Consider the following 18,052-nt stretch of genomic DNA (forward strand, 5'->3'; position numbering starts at 1 on the left):
TCCTACATTTATAGTAAAAGAAAATTAGAACAAGTGCTAGCCAAAATCTATCTATCAGCCACAATGAATAGAAAGCCTCATAGTAAAAGGATTATTCAATGGGCTGTTTATTTGGTGTACCAGGTTTTCTAGGGTATTTTTTAGGAGTCTTCTTTACTTTTTTTACCGTAATGATGTTTCTTTCACTATTTTCTTCGGGCAATGTGAAGGGATAAATTTCTTCAATTTTTCCGCCTAATGTAAAAATCGCCTTCTTACCTGTATCCATTTCATCTTGTGCACTTGCCGCTTTCATGGCAATGAACGTCCCATCCGGTTTGACAAGCGGCAAACAAAGCTCACTTAAGACAGACATCCTCGCTACCGCTCTTGCCATAACAATATCATAGGATTCACGATGCTCTGGTTTTTGAGCGAAGGTTTCCGCCCGGTCATGGTAAAAGGAAACGCCCTTTAATTGTAACTCATCAGCAAGATGATTTAAAAAGGAGATCCGCTTATTCAAAGAATCCACGATAGATACGTGGATATTTGGGAAACAAATTTTCAAAGGAATGCTCGGAAATCCAGCTCCAGCTCCAACATCGCAAATCTGATAAGGCTTGTTAAAATCGAAATAGAATGCTGCACTGATTGAATCATAAAAATGCTTTAAATAAACTTCTTCTTTATTCGTGATGGCGGTTAGATTCATCTTTTCGTTCCATTCCACCAATAATCGATAATAGGTGTCAAACTGTTCAAGCTGACGAGGAGAAAGCTCGATACCCTTCTCCTGTAGCGCTTGTTGAAATTGTTCAATGTTCATGAATTCTTCAATCCTTTTCGGGTATTTCCGTTACTGAGAAACTCTGGCAATCTTACCTTGCTCCAAATAAACAAGCAAAATGGAGACATCAGCAGGATTTACACCGGAAATTCGTGAAGCCTGAGCTACTGATAGCGGGTGGACCTGTTTTAATTTTTGACGTGCTTCCGTTGCAAGACCGGAGATGGCATCATAGTCGATGTTCTCTGGAATTTTTTTATTCTCCATTTTTTTCAGACGATCGACCTGTTGCAGAGATTTTTCAATATATCCCTCATATTTAATCTGGATTTCGACTTGTTCCGTCACTTCGTCGCTTAGTTCGACATCACTTGGAGCCAGCTTCTGAATATGAGAATAATCCATTTCAGGACGTTTCAATAAATCAGACGCACGAATTCCATCCTTCAACTCACTGCCACCACTTGTGATAATAACGTCTTGCACTTCTTGCGTTGGTTTAATGAAGGTTGATTTCAGTCGTTCTTTTTCTACTTCAACTGCTTCCTTTTTCAAAAGAAAACGTTTGTAGCGGTCTTCTTTGATCATTCCAATATTGAAACCAATTTCCGTTAAACGTAAATCCGCATTGTCATGACGCAACAGTAAACGATATTCTGCACGTGAAGTCAGCAAGCGGTATGGTTCATTCGTACCTTTCGTAACAAGATCATCAATTAAAACTCCAATATAGGCATCCGAACGGCTTAAGATCAGTTCTTCTTTTCCTATCGCATTCAATCCTGCATTAATACCAGCCATCAACCCTTGGCCCGCCGCTTCTTCGTAGCCGGACGTTCCGTTAATTTGGCCTGCTGTATACAAGTTTTTAACTTTTTTCGTTTCTAGTGTAGGCCAAAGCTGTGTAGGAACGATTGCATCATATTCAATTGCATATCCCGCACGCATCATTTCCGCCTTCTCGAGCCCTGGAACCGTTTGAAGGATTTTTACTTGTACATCTTCAGGTAGACTTGTTGACAGCCCTTGCACATAGACTTCCTTTGTATTGCGCCCTTCAGGTTCAAGGAAAATTTGATGGCGCGGTTTATCATTAAAACGTACGACCTTATCTTCTATTGATGGGCAATAGCGTGGTCCAGTTCCCTTAATCATCCCAGAGTACATCGGTGAACGGTGTAAATTCTCATCGATGAGCTGGTGTGTTCCCTCATTCGTGTATGTTAACCAGCATGGCAATTGGTCAGTGATGAATTTCGTTGTTTCATAAGAAAAAGCACGTGGGACTTCATCACCAGGCTGTATTTCTGTTTTGCTGTAATCAATAGATGAACTATTGACGCGAGGAGGCGTTCCAGTTTTAAAACGAACTAAATCAAATCCTAATTGCTCCAAATGTTCAGAAAGTCTGATGGAAGGCTGCTGATTGTTAGGACCGCTTGAATATTTTAGTTCCCCTAAAATAATTTCTCCACGTAAATATGTTCCTGTCGTGATTACGACAGTTTTCGCACGATACACTGCACCTGTTTTAGTAATGACACCCGTACAAACATCATTTTCAACAATTAATTCCTCAACCATTCCTTGAATTAATGTCAAATTTTCTTGATCTTCTATCGTCTTTTTCATTTCTTGCTGATAGAGATATTTATCAGCCTGTGCCCTCAACGCACGGACTGCCGGACCTTTAGCTGTATTCAACATCCTCATTTGAATATGGGTTTTATCAATATTTTTCCCCATTTCACCGCCTAAAGCGTCAATTTCTCGGACAACTATCCCTTTTGCTGGTCCGCCAATAGACGGATTGCATGGCATAAAGGCGACCATATCTAAATTAATGGTAACCATCAAAGTTTTAGCTCCAACTCTTGCAGCTGCAAGGCCTGCTTCACTACCAGCATGTCCAGCTCCAATAACAATAACATCATAGCTTCCTGCTTCGTATTGCATGTTTTCTCCTCCTTTTACTGTTATTTTCCTAAACAAAATTGCGAGAACAATTGGTTGATCAAATTATCCTGAACACTTTCACCAATGATTTCGCCGAGAAGCTCCCAAGCCTTTGTGAAATCAATTTGAACTAAGTCAATCGGCGTCCCCATGTCAATCGCTTCAATTGCATCCTCAATTGACTGTAATGCTTGACCAAGTAAGGCTATATGACGAGCATTCGAAACATAGGTTAAGTCTCCTGATTCTAAAGAACCCTCAAAGAATAAAGAAGCAATCGCATCTTCCAACTCATTGACTCCTTGATCCTCAAGTAAAGACGTAGAAACAATTTTATGCGATGCTGCCTTTTCCTTAACCTGATCCAAATTGATTTTTTGCGGAAGATCAGTTTTATTGATAATAACGATAACATCCATTCCTTTAACGGCCTGGAATAGTTTTTCATCTTCAGGTGTAAAGTCATCGGAATAGTTTAAGACAAGTAATATTAAATCTGCCTCTTTTAATACCGCACGAGAGCGTTCAACACCAATTCGTTCAACAATGTCCTCTGTTTCCCGAATTCCTGCTGTATCGACAAGTTTAAGCGGTACTCCGCGAACATTGACATATTCCTCAATTACATCACGTGTTGTGCCGGGAATATCAGTAACAATGGCCTTATTTTCATGAACTAAGCTGTTAAGCAAAGAAGATTTTCCGACATTTGGGCGTCCGATGATAACCGTCGCCAGCCCATCTCGCAGAATTTTCCCTTGCTGTGCAGTATGCAGGAGTTTCTCTATCTCCGTCTTCACATAGCTGCCTTTTTCCAAAAATAAACGATGTGTCATTTCTTCGACATCATCATATTCCGGGTAATCTATGTTTACCTCGACTTGTGCGAGGGTCTGTAAAATTTCCTGACGTAACTTTTGAATTAATTTCGAAAGCCGCCCTTCCATTTGCCCTAAGGCTACATTCATCGCTTTATCTGTTTTCGCCCGAATTAAATCCATAACAGCTTCTGCTTGGGAAAGATCAATCCTTCCATTCAAAAAAGCTCGTTTCGTAAATTCACCAGGTTCTGCTAAACGAGCTCCCTGTGAGAGGATAAGCTGTAATACCCGATTGACCGAAACGATCCCGCCATGACAATTTATTTCGACTACATCTTCTCTTGTAAATGTCTTTGGGCCTTTCATAACAGAAACCATAACTTCTTCTATGATTTCACCTGTTTTCGGTTGAGTTAAGTGTCCGTAATGAATCGTATGTGATTTCACTTCGAGCAAACTTTTCCCGCCTGGTCCTTTAAAGATTCTATCGGCTATTTCTATGGCCTCATCACCGCTGATTCTTACGATGGCAATTGCCCCTTCCCCTAAGGGAGTAGAGATAGCGGTGATTGTATCGAATTCCATGCTTTCACCTCTTATATATTGATGTTTCTATATTTTTCCCATAATAAAATCGTCGAATTCCCTAAATAACTACAATACCACAGTATATTCATGAAAAAAAGTAGATACTCCTTCCTTTCAAGAGTTATCCACATGCATTAAAACCCATATTCTGTATCACTTATTTTAACTTATCCACATGTGAATAACAAATATTGCCCGCTTTCCTTCTTGCTCTTTTCTTAACTCTTTACCAAATTACGAATGGTCAAAACAGAAACATGTCGAATATTGTTGAATTTTTCTTTTATTTCTAGAGAATTCAACAGACAACCAAAAAAAGAACCTCCGCTTAATAGCAGAAGGTTCATCTGATTGGAGTAATGACCAAATGGCGATATGGCTCTGTACCATTGGAATTTGTTTTGATTTTTGGGTAATGCAGTAGAGCATTATGAATGACCTTCCGTTCAAAGGATGGCATTGGCTCCAGCGAAACAGATTTACCAGTTTTTATTGCTTTATTTGCCATTCTTTCAGCCAATTGGATTAAAGTATCATTGCGGCGATTTCGATAATCTTCTGCATCTACAGTTACATTCAAAAACTGCTTCGAATAGCGATTTGCAACCAGCTGCGTTAAATACTGAAGGGAATTTAATGTTTGCCCCCGTTTTCCAATTAATAAAGCAATCTTTTCACCTGATAAATGAAACGTTACATTCTTACCTTGACAACGGACATCAATTTCTGCATTAATTCCCATGTTTTCACTGACATTCTTCAAAAATTTCAGTGACTCTTCAATAGGGTCGGCTGGCAAAGTCACATGGACGATTGCCTTCCTTGCACCAAATAAACCAAGAAAACCTTTTTTGCCTTCATCTTCAATTTCAATCTCCACGCGATCCCTAGTGCTGTTCAGTTGAGCTAAAGCTAAATTTACTGCTTCTTCGACAGATTGTCCTGCAGCAGTTACTTTTTTCACTTTTTCTTTGCTCCTCCCGCGTTTTCCGCAGCTGCTTTTCTAAGATCTGGACCTTTAATGAAATACGTTTGAACGATACCGAAAATGTTACCTACTACCCAGTAAAGTGAAAGAGCAGCGGGAAATTTAATTGCAAAAACAACAATCATAATTGGCATGATGTAAAGCATCATTGTCATTTGTGCTGCCATTTGTGGATTAGAGTTCATTCCAACCATGGATAATTTTTGCTGAATAAAAGTCGTAATACCTGCAACAACCGGTAAAATATAATACGGATCCGGGGAACCTAAATCAAACCAAAGAAAGCTATGAAGAGCAATTTCTTCCGTACGGCTGATAGCATGGTAAAAACCGATCAAAATCGGCATTTGCACCAATATTGGTAAACATCCCGCCAATGGATTCACATTATATTTTGAAAATAAAGCCATCGTTTCTTGCTGTAGTTTTTGTTGTGTGGCAGCATCTTTTGAGCTGTATTTTGCTTGAAGTTCTTTCATCTCAGGCTGAATGGCCTGCATTGCTTTCGAGCTTTTCACCTGTTTGATCATAAGTGGAAGTAATGCTAAGCGAATGATTAAGGTAACACCAATAATCCCGAGACCATAGTTTTCCCCGAATGCTTCAGAGAGCCAAATAATCAGAGCTGATAATGGATAGACAATGTATTGATTCCAGAACCCTTCACTTTCTGCAGTTATAGGTTCTTTAATTTCCGTACACCCTGCTAATAACATCATTATAGAAGCTAGTCCAATAATGAGTAATATTCGTTTTTTCAACCGTAATTTCCTCCTAACTGCAATCAATCTTTTTTGAAACAATTTTGAACTGTTTACAAGCAGACTTCAAGGAAAAGTAATCCACTTTTTGTACAGTCCAATAAGGAATTTTCTATGTTATTTTTCTCAATGTTTACGACATTATCTGAGGAGTACTTAGTTTTCGATATAAAGGAGAACTTTATTGTTTTTTCATTATAAAGTTTAGTGATTTAGAACGTTTTAGGACATGGATCAAGCTGCTTTTCACTTGGGAAAAGTCCATTTCCGCCGCTGGCTTTCGAGCAATCACAATATAATCCTTACCATCTTCTATATCATCTTTCAATTCCAAAAACGCTTGCCGTATGTATCTTTTAATCTGATTCCGAACAACGGCATTCCCGATTTTTTTACTGATAGAAAGGCCTATCCGGAAATAATCCTGTTCGGGCTTTTCAAGGACATAGACAACGAATTGCCGATTAGCAGAGGATTCGCCCTTTTTAAACACAAGCTGAAACTCGTCCTCTTTCTTAATCCTTAACTTTTTTTTCATCTTTACACCTTCATTAAATGAATTGAGTCTCAGTAAATCCCTTATTTTGCGAAAAAAGACCACTGAGACTTTTCAGTGGTCTATGCAGATAATACTTTTCTGCCCTTACGGCGACGTGCAGCAATTACTCTACGTCCGTTTTTCGTGCTCATACGTGCACGGAAACCGTGAACTTTACTATGCTTACGATTATTCGGTTGATAAGTTCTTTTCATTATATGACACCTCCCTGAGGAATAACAGTTAAAGACAGTCTTTACAATTATATAGATGATGGTTTCTACTTGTCAACCTCATCCAAAAAAATATATTTCTTTTTATGCTCAATGTCCAGTAGGTCTTTTTTTACTACCTAGCCTATTGTAAATGATTTTGCCTCGAACTGATATAGAAATTTTTGGTGAGAGGGAAATTTCCATGAATTTTTCCCTTAAACACATTTAAGCGGATCTCTTTGTTTACACGCTCCACTCTGAAAAGGAAGCAGCAAAAATTAAGGGAAGGCCTGGTTGTTTTTAAATGAACCATTGGGTTTGCCAGGAATAGGTTTTAATATTTACGTTTTTGATAGCTAACAACATGTTTTTCTGTCCTATTCGTTTTAAAGAAGCAGAGAAATAAATTTATATAATTCGTGCCAAAACTTCAGTCTGTGGATAAAATTCGACATGATTTTTCCTATCCACAACCTATTTTATAGACTTTTGCACATAACAATAGCCTGTGGAAAAGTTTTTCCCACAGGCTCGGTAAGTTGTGGATAAAGTTTTCTAACCCATTGCAAGACGCCTGAATTTCTGATATTATATTTGTGTTTTCACTCTGAATAACTTTATCAACAGGTAAGGTTTATCCACAGACTGTGCATAACATGTGGATAGCTTATTCGACCTGTGTATATTACTCTGTCCACAAACGGTGGATATTGTCGAAAACCCTTTTTTCTTCTTTATTATATATTTCTCCAAATACCTGTTGATGAATAATCATCCAAACCTACATCACCTTACAAGATGTAGTCTGTACAAAGGTTGTACAGCGCAAGATATAGTAATAGGGACATCACATTACAGAACACTCCCTTATACAGCTCACCGAACCTTTGCTGTCAAAATTTATATTAAGACGGCAATCGATGAGTTTATTTGTGCCTATACATTTTAGATATTATTAAAAATATTTTGCAAAGGAGGGATAAGTTTGGATAACATCGATAGCCTCTGGAACCAGGCGCTCGGAAAAATTGAAAAAAAGATCAGTAAACCAAGCTTTGAAACTTGGCTTAAATCAACCAAGGCTTATTTACTACAAGGTGATACATTAACAGTCACCGCTCCCAATGAATTTGCCAGGGACTGGCTTGAAGAACGCTATTCACATCTTATTTCTGATGTATTGTTTGAACTTACCGGTGAGGAATTGGAAGCAAAATTCATCATTCCTCCCAATCAAGAAGATGGTGATTTTACTGTTCCTGTTCAGCCGAAAAAGATTAAAAAACAGGATAAAGAACATAATGCATTTCCTCAGCATATGTTAAACGCGAAAAATACCTTTGATACGTTTGTCATCGGCTCCGGCAATCGTTTTGCCCATGCCGCGTCTCTCGCTGTCGCAGAAGCTCCTGCTAAAGCCTATAACCCATTATTTATTTATGGAGGCGTAGGACTAGGTAAAACCCATTTAATGCATGCAATTGGGCATTACGTACTTGAGCATAATCCGAAGGCAAAGGTCGTTTATTTATCTTCTGAAAAATTCACGAACGAATTTATCAATTCAATCCGAGATAATAAAGCAGGAGAATTCCGTGATAGATACCGAAGTGTAGATGTTTTATTAATTGATGATATTCAATTTCTAGCAGGAAAAGAACAAACTCAAGAAGAGTTTTTCCATACATTCAATGCACTACATGAAGAAAGCAAACAGATTGTCATCTCGAGTGACCGTCCTCCAAAAGAGATCCCAACACTCGAAGATCGCCTCCGTTCCCGCTTTGAATGGGGTTTAATTACGGATATCACACCGCCTGATTTAGAAACGCGAATTGCTATTTTACGTAAGAAGGCAAAAGCAGAAGGTCTTGATATCCCAAATGAAGTTATGCTTTATATTGCCAATCAAATTGACTCGAATATTCGTGAACTTGAAGGTGCACTTATACGTGTTGTTGCTTATTCTTCGTTAATTAATAAGGATATTAATGCTGATTTAGCAGCCGAAGCATTAAAAGACATTATTCCAAGCTCGAAACCTAAAATAATCACCATCTTAGAAATCCAAAAAACAGTTGGTGAGCATTATAGTGTTAAATTGGAAGATTTCAAAGCAAAAAAACGGACTAAATCTGTAGCCTTTCCAAGGCAGATCGCCATGTATCTTTCCAGGGAGTTAACGGATTCATCTCTGCCAAAGATAGGGGATGAATTTGGTGGTCGCGATCATACGACCGTTATTCATGCGCATGAAAAAATTTCTAAACTCATGCAAACAGATACCCAGCTTCAACGTCAGGTCAAAGAAATACAGGATCAGTTGAAGGTATAGATGATTCTGGATAATGTGTATAACTGATGACTACTTACACACAGTCTGTCCACATGTGGATGGACTGTTTTTCCTTAGGTTGAGTCGACTTATCCACATATCAACAGGCCCTACTACTATTACTACTATCTTTTTTAATAAAAATTATTAATAAATATGCCTATTCGGCAATTAAAAATTTGGAGGATGAAACATGAGATTTATAATTCAAAGAGATCGATTAGTTCATAGTGTCCAAGAAGTAATGAAAGCAGTCACATCAAGAACAACAATTCCTATTTTAACGGGGATAAAAATAAGTGTTACAACTGAAGGGGTTACTTTGACAGGTAGTGATTCCGATATTTCCATTCAATCATTTATTCCAGCTGAAGTAGACGGTGATGAAATTGTTGAAGTGAAAAATAGCGGGGGAATTGTCCTAAATGCTCGTTTTTTCAGTGAAATTGTCAAAAAATTACCGATGGATACTGTAGAAATTGAAGTCGAAAACAACTTTCAAACAATTATTCGCTCAGGTAAAGCTGAATTTAACTTAAATGGACTGGATCCTGAAGAATACCCTCATCTTCCAATCATTGAGGAAGAAAATATTTTCAAGCTTCCAACAGACCTATTAAAAACTCTTATTCGTCAAACTGGCTTTGCAGTGTCCACCTCAGAAACACGCCCTATCTTAACAGGTGTAAACTTAAAGGTTCAAGATGACGAATTGACCTGTATTGCAACAGATAGTCACAGGCTAGCAATGCGCACAGCAAAAATTGAAAATAAAATTACTGGGACCTATAGCGTTGTGATTCCAGGCAAAAGTCTAAATGAATTAAGTAAAATCCTTGATGATACAAACGAACTCATAGAAATTGTCATTACCGATAATCAAGTCTTATTCAAAGCAGAAAATTTATTATTCTTCTCCCGCCTACTTGAGGGGAATTATCCAGATACGTCCCGCTTGATTCCTTCAGATAGCAAAACGGATGTAACTGTTCACACAAAAGATTTTCTGCAAGCAATCGACCGAGCATCTTTATTGGCCAGAGAAGGCAGAAATAATGTGGTCAAACTGACAACTTTAGAAGGCCGCATTATCGAAGTCTCTTCTAATACACCTGAAATTGGTAAAGTAATTGAGGAAGTTCAAGCAGAAGCCATTGAAGGTGAGGATTTGAAAATCTCCTTCAGTGCTAAATTTGTTATGGATGCCTTAAAAGTTTTAGAAGGATCAGATATTAAAATCAACTTTACAGGTGCGATGCGTCCATTTGTAATTCGTCCGCTTCATGATGACTCTATGCTTCAATTAATTCTGCCTGTAAGAACTTATTAAGCTAAAATAATATTTCAAAAAAATTAAAGGCTTGTTTAGCAAGCCTTTAATTTTTTTATACTTAAATATAGGCCCCATAAGGTTTTTTACAGCGTTTTTAATTCTGAATAAAACCTAGAAATATAAAAAACAAGAGCGAAAAAAGCTATACTTTGTCTTAATGGGATTTATTTAGTAAAATGAAGTATTAAAGACTACTTAGAAATGAGTGAGGCATGAAATGGACTCCATAAAAATCAGCACAGAATATATTACGCTTGGACAATTCTTAAAATTAGCCGATTTGATTCAAAGCGGCGGAATGTCAAAATGGTTCTTAAGTGAATACGAGGTTTTCATTAATGGCGAATTAGACGTGAGAAGAGGCAGAAAGTTAAGATCAGGTGATAAAATAGAGATTCCTGGATTTGGCGTCTTCACAATTACAAGCTAAAACATAAGGGAAGAGCGGAATATGTATATTGAAAATATAAGTTTGAGAAATTACCGCAACTATACCGAATTGAACCTGACTTTTGAGAATAAGGTCAATGTAATCCTTGGCGAAAATGCTCAAGGAAAAACAAATGTCATGGAATCTATTTTTGTTTTAGCAATGGCAAAATCTCACCGGACCTCAAATGATAAAGAACTTATTCGCTGGGATGAAGAGTATGCTAAAATAGAAGGAAGAGTTAGAAAGAGAAATACCTCAATACCACTTGAGCTGACCATTTCAAAAAAAGGGAAAAAGGCGAAGTGCAACCATATTGAACAAAGAAAATTAAGTCAATATGTTGGAAATATGAATGTGGTCATGTTTGCGCCTGAGGATCTTAACCTTGTAAAGGGAAGTCCTCTAGTCAGACGCCGTTTTATAGATATGGAAATTGGCCAGGTTTCTCCCGTATACCTTCATGATATGAGCCAATATCATAAAATACTTCAACAAAGAAATCATTACTTAAAGCTTCTGCAGACCCGGAAACAAACGGATACGACGATGCTTGACGTGCTAACTGATCAATTTATTCAGTATGCAGCGAAAATTGTCGAAAGAAGATACGAGTTTCTTTTAAAGCTCCAGCAGTGGGCAGAGCCAATTCACTCGGGGATCTCCAGAAATCTAGAAGTATTGAAAATCCAATATAAACCGTCGCTTGATGTATCAGAATCTATGGATTTGACGAAAATGATAGAAGTATACACAGAAAAATTTGATAAAATAAAAACAAGGGAAATTGAACGGGGTGTAACACTGGTAGGTCCTCATCGTGACGACCTGGTTTTTTTTGTGAATGACCGTGATGTCCAGACATATGGTTCACAAGGACAACAACGTACAACTGCCCTGTCTTTGAAACTTGCCGAAATTGAGCTGATTCATGAAGAAATCGGCGAGTATCCCATTTTATTATTGGATGATGTGTTATCGGAACTTGACGATTTCCGTCAATCTCATTTACTGAATACGATACAAGGGAAAGTGCAAACATTCGTGACGACACCCTCTGTTGATGGAATCGATCATCAAACCCTTAGAGAAGCGTCCACCTTTTATGTTAGTCAAGGAAGTATAAAAAAGGTTAAATGATGAGGTGAATGTATGTATCTCCATATTGGTGAAGACATTCTTGTGAAAACGGACGATGTCATAGCCATTTTAGATAAGAAGCTGCTCCAGGCCTCTCCAATCATGAGTGAGTTTTTGGAGAAAAAGTCTGATGTAACTTACCATTTAGCCAAAAACTCGGTTAAATCGATTGTAGTGACGGATAAACAGGTCTATTATTCACCGCTTGCGTCGTCCACTTTGAAAAAGCGTTCACTGCAGCCATCGTTATTAATCGATGATATAGATTCTCTTTGAATTTAAGCGATAACGTAATAATTACTCCTGAAAAATTGATAAATGCCAAAAGAAAAGTGTAGGTGATACGTATGACAATGGAACAAAAAGAAGTACAAGCTCAGGCATACGATGAGAATCAGATACAGGTTTTAGAAGGCTTAGAAGCAGTTCGTAAACGTCCGGGGATGTATATCGGTACTACCTCTGCAAAAGGACTTCACCATCTTGTTTGGGAAATTGTCGATAATAGTATTGATGAGGCACTAGCAGGTTTCTGTACTGAAATCAAAGTGACGATCGAAGAAGACAATAGCATAACAGTAGTCGATAATGGTCGGGGAATTCCAGTAGGTATCCATGAAAAAATGGGACGGCCAGCAGTAGAAGTAATCATGACGGTCCTTCATGCGGGCGGTAAATTTGGCGGCGGAGGTTATAAGGTCTCCGGTGGTCTGCATGGTGTAGGTGCTTCAGTAGTTAATGCCCTATCCACGGTATTGGAAGTGTACGTACATCGTGAAGGTAAAATCCACTATCAGCAATTTAACCGAGGGGTCCCTAGAGAAGATTTGAAAATTATTGGGGAGACCGATCATACAGGGACAACAGTACACTTTATTCCGGATCCTGAAATTTTCAAGGAATCCGTGGAATATGATTTCGATACATTAGCCACACGTATCCGTGAGCTTGCATTCTTGAATAAAGGCTTGAAGCTCATCATTGAAGATAAACGTGAAGAAGAAGAGAAAATCAAGGAATACCACTACGAGGGCGGTATCAAATCTTATGTTGAGCATTTGAATCGTTCAAAAGAAGTCCTTCATGAGGAACCGATTTTCATGGAAGGCGAGAAAGAAGGTATATCTGTCGAATTAGCTTTGCAATATAATGACAGCTATATCAGTAACGTTTTTTCCTTTGCCAATAATATTCATACGTATGAAGGCGGTACACATGAATCAGGATTCAAGACTGCGTTGACACGGGTCATCAATGATTATGCACGGAAAAACGGGCTCTTAAAAGAGGCCGACACCAATTTCTCTGGTGAAGATGTTCGTGAAGGGTTAACGGCAATTATTTCTATTAAGCATCCTGAACCGCAATTTGAGGGGCAAACCAAAACCAAACTTGGAAACTCAGAAGTAAGAACGGTTACTGATTCCATTCTTTCGGAAAGGTTGGATTCCTTCTTATACGAAAATCCTTCAGTGGCTAGAAAAATTGTTGATAAAGGGCAAATGGCGGCAAGAGCTCGTTTGGCGGCCAAGAAAGCACGTGAGTTAACTCGAAGAAAAAGTGCCTTGGAAGTCTCCAGTCTACCTGGTAAACTGGCAGATTGTTCGTCGAAGGATCCGTCTATCAGCGAATTGTACATTGTAGAAGGAAACTCGGCTGGTGGCTCAGCTAAACAGGGACGTGACCGCCATTTCCAAGCTATTCTGCCGCTAAGGGGTAAAATCCTAAATGTGGAAAAGGCGCGATTGGATAGAATCCTTCATAATATAGAAATTGGTACAATTATTACTGCACTCGGAACAGGTATTGGCGATGAATTCAATATTGAAAAAGCTAGATACCATAAAATTGTTATCATGACCGATGCGGATGTAGACGGTGCCCACATTAGAACTTTAATGTTGACATTCTTCTATCGCTATATGCGGAAAATTATAGAGTATGGTTATATTTATATTGCCCAACCACCTCTTTTCAAAATTCAGCAGGGTAAACGAGTGGAATATGCCTATAATGACCGCGAACTAGAACAAATCATGGCGAGTCTGCCAAGCACTCCTAAGCCTAACTTACAGCGCTATAAAGGGTTGGGTGAAATGAACCCAGAGCAACTATGGGAAACAACAATGAACCCTGATACGAGAACGCTACTTCAAGTTAGTTTGAAAGATGCCATTGAGGCAGATGAAACTTTCGAAATGTTGATGGGAGATAAAGTAGAGCCGCGTCGTAACTTTATTGAGGAAAATGCGATTTATGTAAAAAACCTCGATATCTGATTTTTTTGACAGGATGAATTTACATCCTGTTCTTTACATAATGCAAGATCAGTTAAAAAAATGAGAGTAAAAGCTTTATAAAGGAGGTTGGCTCCATGTCAGAAAATGAAAGATCAGGTGTAAAAGAAATAAATATAAGTACCGAGATGCGTACATCTTTTTTGGATTACGCGATGAGCGTTATCGTATCCCGGGCGTTGCCTGATGTAAGGGACGGCTTGAAACCGGTACACAGAAGAATTCTTTATGCGATGAATGATCTTGGTATGACGTCGGATAAACCATTTAAAAAATCAGCCCGTATTGTCGGAGAAGTAATCGGTAAATATCACCCGCATGGTGACTCTGCTGTTTATGAAACGATGGTCAGGATGGCTCAGCCATTTAACTATCGTTATATGCTCGTTGATGGACATGGGAATTTCGGTTCGGTCGATGGTGACCAAGCGGCCGCCATGAGGTATACAGAAGCGAGAATGTCAAAGATTTCGATGGAATTGCTTCGTGATTTGAATAAGGATACGGTTAACTATCAGGATAACTATGATGGTTCAGAAAGAGAACCAGCTGTTATGCCAGCCCGTTTCCCAAACTTATTAGTGAATGGTTCGTCAGGGATAGCAGTCGGAATGGCTACCAATATTCCGCCCCATCAATTAGGTGAGGTAATTGACGGTGTATTGGCTTTAAGTAAGAATCCTGATATAACGATTCCAGAATTGATGGAATTTATCCCTGGTCCAGATTTTCCAACTGCGGGGTTAATTTTAGGGCGCAGTGGAATTAGAAAAGCCTATGAAACTGGAAAAGGGTCAATCATTCAGAGGGCGAGAGTCGAAATTGAAGAGAAGTCCAATGGAAAACAGGTTATTCTAGTTAAAGAAATCCCTTATCAAGTGAACAAAGCAAGATTAATTGAAAAAATTGCAGAACTTGCTCGTGATAAGAAAATTGAAGGTATTACCGATTTACGGGATGAATCAGATCGTAACGGTATGCGTATTGTTATGGAACTACGAAAGGACGTAAATGCAAATGTCCTTTTAAACAACTTGTATAAGCACACTGCAATGCAAACAACCTTCGGAATTAACTTGCTTGCACTGGTGGATGGACAGCCTAAAGTATTGAACTTAAAGCAATGTCTGCACTATTACTTAGAGCATCAACAGGTAGTTATACGTCGTAGAACTGAATTTGAACTACGTAAAGCGGAAGCGCGTGCTCATATTTTAGAAGGTTTGCGAATTGCCCTTGATAATTTGGATGCGGTCATTACATTAATCCGTGGTTCCCAAACTACAGACATTGCCCGAGAAGGGTTAATGACACAATTTTCACTTTCCGAAAAACAGGCGCAAGCAATTTTAGATATGCGTTTACAACGCTTGACCGGTTTGGAACGGGAAAAAATTGAAGATGAATATCAAGCGTTAATGGCATTAATCGCAGAATATAAAGCTATCCTTGCTGATGAGGAAAAGGTTCTTGAAATTATCCGTGAAGAGCTTCTTGAAATTAAAGAACGCTTTAATGATAAAAGAAGAACTGAAATTACATTAGTCGGTTTTGAGAGCTTAGAAGATGAAGATTTGATTCCAGAGGAAAATATAATCGTGACATTGACTCATAACGGTTATATTAAACGTTTGCCTGCAACCACGTACCGTAGCCAAAAACGCGGAGGCCGAGGTATACAGGGAATGGGTACGAATGCAGATGACTTTGTTGGTCACTTGTTAACAACTTCGACTCATGACACACTATTATTCTTTACTAATAAAGGTAAAGTTTATCGTTCCAAAGGATACGAAATTCCTGAATATGGTCGGACGGCAAAAGGACTGCCACTTATTAATTTGCTAGAAGTTGATAAAGGTGAGTGGGTCAATGCAATCATACCGGTGAAGGAATTTGTCGATGATTGGTATTTATTCTTCACAACCAGACACGGTATATCAAAGCGTACACCACTGTCATCCTTTGCAAATATCCGCAATAACGGTTTAATTGCTCTAGGGCTACGAGAAGATGATGAATTGATCTCTGTACGTCTTACGAATGGAGAGAAACAGATTATTATCGGAACAAAAGCCGGAATGATGATTCGTTTCCCTGAAACGGATGTACGCACAATGGGACGTACCGCAGCAGGAGTAAAAGGGATTTCCTTAAGGGCAGATGACGAAGTTGTCGGTATGGAAATTCTTGAAGAAAATGAAGAAGTCCTGATTGTTACGAAAAATGGATATGGAAAACGGACATCTGCTGAGGAATACCGTATTCAAAGCCGTGGTGGTAAAGGGATAAAAACATGTAATGTCACAGAGAAAAATGGTGAACTTATTGCCGTGAAAACAGTGACAGGAGAAGATGAGGACTTGATGCTGATTACAGCAGCTGGTGTGCTAATCCGAATGGAAGTCGAAGGCATTTCTAAAACGGGTCGTAATACACAGGGTGTTAAGCTCATTCGTCTCGAATCTGCAGACAATGAATATGTTTCAACGGTGGCCATCGTTGGAAGAGAAGAAGAAGAAAAAGAAGAATTCGTTGAACAAGAAGAAGGAATAGAACAGAATCCAACGAGTATTGATTTAGATTCTGATTCTAACGAAGTAGTCGAAAACGAAGAACCTGAAAAAGATACGGAAGAATAATCGTTTAATAATAGAGACCCAGCCATTATGCTGGGTCTTTTTTTATGAAGTAATTGAGGGGTTTCAGGCGAAGTCTCTCTAAAAGATAAAGTAAATGGCGGGTATATAGTCATGTTTTTTTGAGGGAAGATAAAGGTATCATACTAGTGAAAAGCTTTTTTAGGTATTTAATCACGAAAAATATAGTTTGTTCCATGTTTTTCTAGTAAAATGATATTCATTAAATAACTGTTACAGAGGTGAACAGTTTTGCTAGTGAAAACTCACTATTTAGCTGAAGGATGTATTCTTTCAAAAGATATTAAAGGTCTTACGGACCGCCCTATCATGTATGAAAAAACAATATTGACTAAGGAATTAATAAAGACCTTGCAAGCCTTTTTAATAACAGAGGTTAGCGTTGAAAAAACATTAATTGATGGAAAAAAATTTTTACCGAAAGAAGTTATAGATAATGAACTGGATGAAATAGAAGGATTTTCAAATTTTACTAATTTATATCTGGAATCGGTTCAAACGTATAAGAGTTTATTTAAAAATTGGCAGGCTGGGAGCAAGGTAGAGGTAGCCATGATTCGTTCAATTCTTATTCCTTTAGTTGATAAAGTCTTGGAGAAACCAGGAAACATTCTGATATTGCACCATTATTCCAATAAAGAAGATTACATGTATCATCATGCTATTTCAACTGGATTAATAGGGGGATATATTGCCTTTAAAATTCAATGCGATTTAGCGGATGTCTATCAAGTAGCTATTGGAGGGTGTTTGGCTGACTGTGGTATGGCTAAGCTGTCACCAAGGATTTTCAATAAAACGACGAGTTTAACAGTCGAAGAAAATGAGGAAATCCACAATCATCCCATTTTTAGCTATAAAATGATAAAAGATAGTTCTATCATTAAGGATAGTGTGAAGTTAGCTATTTTAGAGCATCATGGAAGGTTAGATGGAACTGGCTATCCCCAAACAATAAAAACTAAATCCATGCACTTATTTTCAAAAATCATTGCAGTTGCAGACGTTTTTCATGCCATGACTTCGGAAAGGTTATATAGGAAAAAACAGTCACCATTTAAAGTAATGGAAATGATTTTACATGATGACTTTGGTAAATTTGATTTAGCGGTCGTTAAGACACTCTTATCAGGATTAGCTAATTTTTCTATTGGAAGTAAGGTCATGTTGAACAATGGATCTATTGCTGAAATTGTTTTTATTGATCCAAGTTCTCAAACC

15 protein-coding genes (1 of these 15 only partly in view) are annotated in these 18,052 nt (G+C 38.2%); 8 read left to right on the forward strand and 7 right to left on the reverse strand.

What is annotated here, in order from left to right; all coding sequences use genetic code 11:
• Window positions 1-91 precede the first annotated feature (91 nt).
• The 7 genes from rsmG to rpmH all read right to left on the reverse strand — a co-directional run bounded on the left by rsmG (window position 92) and on the right by rpmH (window position 6,636).
• On the reverse strand, window positions 92-808 hold the full coding sequence (rsmG, locus tag JFV29_RS27975) for a 16S rRNA (guanine(527)-N(7))-methyltransferase RsmG (protein ID WP_056521964.1): 717 nt from the start codon (window positions 806-808) through the stop codon (window positions 92-94).
• Between the two features lie 30 nt (window positions 809-838).
• Entirely contained in the window at window positions 839-2,725 is a 1,887-nt protein-coding gene (mnmG, locus tag JFV29_RS27980) for a tRNA uridine-5-carboxymethylaminomethyl(34) synthesis enzyme MnmG (RefSeq protein ID WP_053348312.1), read from the reverse strand.
• 20 nt (window positions 2,726-2,745) lie between these two features.
• The gene (mnmE, locus tag JFV29_RS27985) at window positions 2,746-4,131 is read right to left on the reverse strand and encodes a tRNA uridine-5-carboxymethylaminomethyl(34) synthesis GTPase MnmE (RefSeq protein ID WP_053348311.1); all 1,386 of its coding nucleotides are present in this window, start codon (window positions 4,129-4,131) and stop codon (window positions 2,746-2,748) included.
• A 346-nt stretch (window positions 4,132-4,477) separates the two neighbouring features.
• Window positions 4,478-5,098 carry an RNA-binding cell elongation regulator Jag/EloR gene (gene jag / locus JFV29_RS27990; RefSeq protein WP_201187760.1) on the reverse strand — a complete coding sequence of 207 codons (621 nt, stop codon included), beginning with the start codon at window positions 5,096-5,098 and terminating at the stop codon, window positions 4,478-4,480.
• Window positions 5,095-5,883 carry a YidC family membrane integrase SpoIIIJ gene (gene spoIIIJ, locus JFV29_RS27995; protein ID WP_053348309.1) on the reverse strand — a complete coding sequence of 263 codons (789 nt, stop codon included), beginning with the start codon at window positions 5,881-5,883 and terminating at the stop codon, window positions 5,095-5,097. The genes jag and spoIIIJ overlap by 4 nt, the downstream gene beginning before the upstream one ends.
• A gap of 181 nt (window positions 5,884-6,064) precedes the next feature.
• Complete coding sequence (rnpA, locus tag JFV29_RS28000) at window positions 6,065-6,421, reverse strand: ribonuclease P protein component (protein WP_201187762.1); 357 nt, start codon at window positions 6,419-6,421, stop codon at window positions 6,065-6,067.
• Window positions 6,422-6,501: 80 nt separating this feature from the next.
• Window positions 6,502-6,636, reverse strand: coding sequence for a 50S ribosomal protein L34 (gene rpmH / locus JFV29_RS28005; RefSeq protein ID WP_034316183.1), 135 nt, complete (start codon window positions 6,634-6,636; stop codon window positions 6,502-6,504).
• 985 nt (window positions 6,637-7,621) lie between these two features.
• Here rpmH and dnaA point away from each other — a divergent pair.
• The 8 genes from dnaA to JFV29_RS28045 form a co-directional block, all read left to right on the forward strand.
• Window positions 7,622-8,971, forward strand: coding sequence for a chromosomal replication initiator protein DnaA (dnaA, locus tag JFV29_RS28010; protein ID WP_053348307.1), 1,350 nt, complete (start codon window positions 7,622-7,624; stop codon window positions 8,969-8,971).
• 193 nt (window positions 8,972-9,164) lie between these two features.
• Window positions 9,165-10,301: a DNA polymerase III subunit beta gene (dnaN, locus tag JFV29_RS28015; protein WP_056521949.1), complete on the forward strand. Its 1,137-nt coding sequence runs from the start codon at window positions 9,165-9,167 to the stop codon at window positions 10,299-10,301.
• Between the two features lie 220 nt (window positions 10,302-10,521).
• Window positions 10,522-10,734 carry a S4 domain-containing protein YaaA gene (gene yaaA / locus JFV29_RS28020; RefSeq protein ID WP_053348305.1) on the forward strand — a complete coding sequence of 71 codons (213 nt, stop codon included), beginning with the start codon at window positions 10,522-10,524 and terminating at the stop codon, window positions 10,732-10,734.
• Window positions 10,735-10,755: 21 nt separating this feature from the next.
• Window positions 10,756-11,874, forward strand: a complete 1,119-nt coding sequence (gene recF, locus JFV29_RS28025; RefSeq protein ID WP_053348304.1) for a DNA replication/repair protein RecF — start codon at window positions 10,756-10,758, stop codon at window positions 11,872-11,874.
• Window positions 11,875-11,886: 12 nt separating this feature from the next.
• On the forward strand, window positions 11,887-12,150 hold the full coding sequence (gene remB / locus JFV29_RS28030) for an extracellular matrix regulator RemB (protein WP_053348303.1): 264 nt from the start codon (window positions 11,887-11,889) through the stop codon (window positions 12,148-12,150).
• 77 nt (window positions 12,151-12,227) lie between these two features.
• Window positions 12,228-14,153 carry a DNA topoisomerase (ATP-hydrolyzing) subunit B gene (gene gyrB, locus JFV29_RS28035; RefSeq protein ID WP_201188164.1) on the forward strand — a complete coding sequence of 642 codons (1,926 nt, stop codon included), beginning with the start codon at window positions 12,228-12,230 and terminating at the stop codon, window positions 14,151-14,153.
• A 95-nt stretch (window positions 14,154-14,248) separates the two neighbouring features.
• Complete coding sequence (gene gyrA, locus JFV29_RS28040) at window positions 14,249-16,813, forward strand: DNA gyrase subunit A (protein ID WP_201187764.1); 2,565 nt, start codon at window positions 14,249-14,251, stop codon at window positions 16,811-16,813.
• A gap of 255 nt (window positions 16,814-17,068) precedes the next feature.
• Window positions 17,069-18,052, forward strand: partial view of an HD-GYP domain-containing protein gene (locus JFV29_RS28045; protein ID WP_342366603.1) — the 5' portion only. It continues 84 nt past the right edge of the window; only the first 984 of its 1,068 coding nucleotides appear in the window; the start codon lies at window positions 17,069-17,071; its stop codon lies off the right edge, out of view.

The organism is Peribacillus sp. TH16 (assembly GCF_016651095.1).
GTDB lineage: Bacteria > Bacillota > Bacilli > Bacillales > DSM-1321 > Peribacillus > Peribacillus butanolivorans.

Excerpts from the sequence above, each read along its gene's own strand:
- rsmG (WP_056521964.1), bottom strand. The coding sequence starts at position 808 with ATGAACATTGAACAATTTCAACAAGCGCTACAGGAGAAGGGTATCGAG.
- mnmG (WP_053348312.1), bottom strand. The coding sequence starts at position 2,725 with ATGCAATACGAAGCAGGAAGCTATGATGTTATTGTTATTGGAGCTGGA.
- mnmE (WP_053348311.1), bottom strand. The coding sequence starts at position 4,131 with ATGGAATTCGATACAATCACCGCTATCTCTACTCCCTTAGGGGAAGGG.
- rnpA (WP_201187762.1), bottom strand. The coding sequence starts at position 6,421 with ATGAAAAAAAAGTTAAGGATTAAGAAAGAGGACGAGTTTCAGCTTGTG.
- rpmH (WP_034316183.1), bottom strand. The coding sequence starts at position 6,636 with ATGAAAAGAACTTATCAACCGAATAATCGTAAGCATAGTAAAGTTCAC.
- dnaN (WP_056521949.1), top strand. The coding sequence starts at position 9,165 with ATGAGATTTATAATTCAAAGAGATCGATTAGTTCATAGTGTCCAAGAA.
- yaaA (WP_053348305.1), top strand. The coding sequence starts at position 10,522 with ATGGACTCCATAAAAATCAGCACAGAATATATTACGCTTGGACAATTC.
- recF (WP_053348304.1), top strand. The coding sequence starts at position 10,756 with ATGTATATTGAAAATATAAGTTTGAGAAATTACCGCAACTATACCGAA.
- remB (WP_053348303.1), top strand. The coding sequence starts at position 11,887 with ATGTATCTCCATATTGGTGAAGACATTCTTGTGAAAACGGACGATGTC.
- gyrB (WP_201188164.1), top strand. The coding sequence starts at position 12,228 with ATGGAACAAAAAGAAGTACAAGCTCAGGCATACGATGAGAATCAGATA.
- gyrA (WP_201187764.1), top strand. The coding sequence starts at position 14,249 with ATGTCAGAAAATGAAAGATCAGGTGTAAAAGAAATAAATATAAGTACC.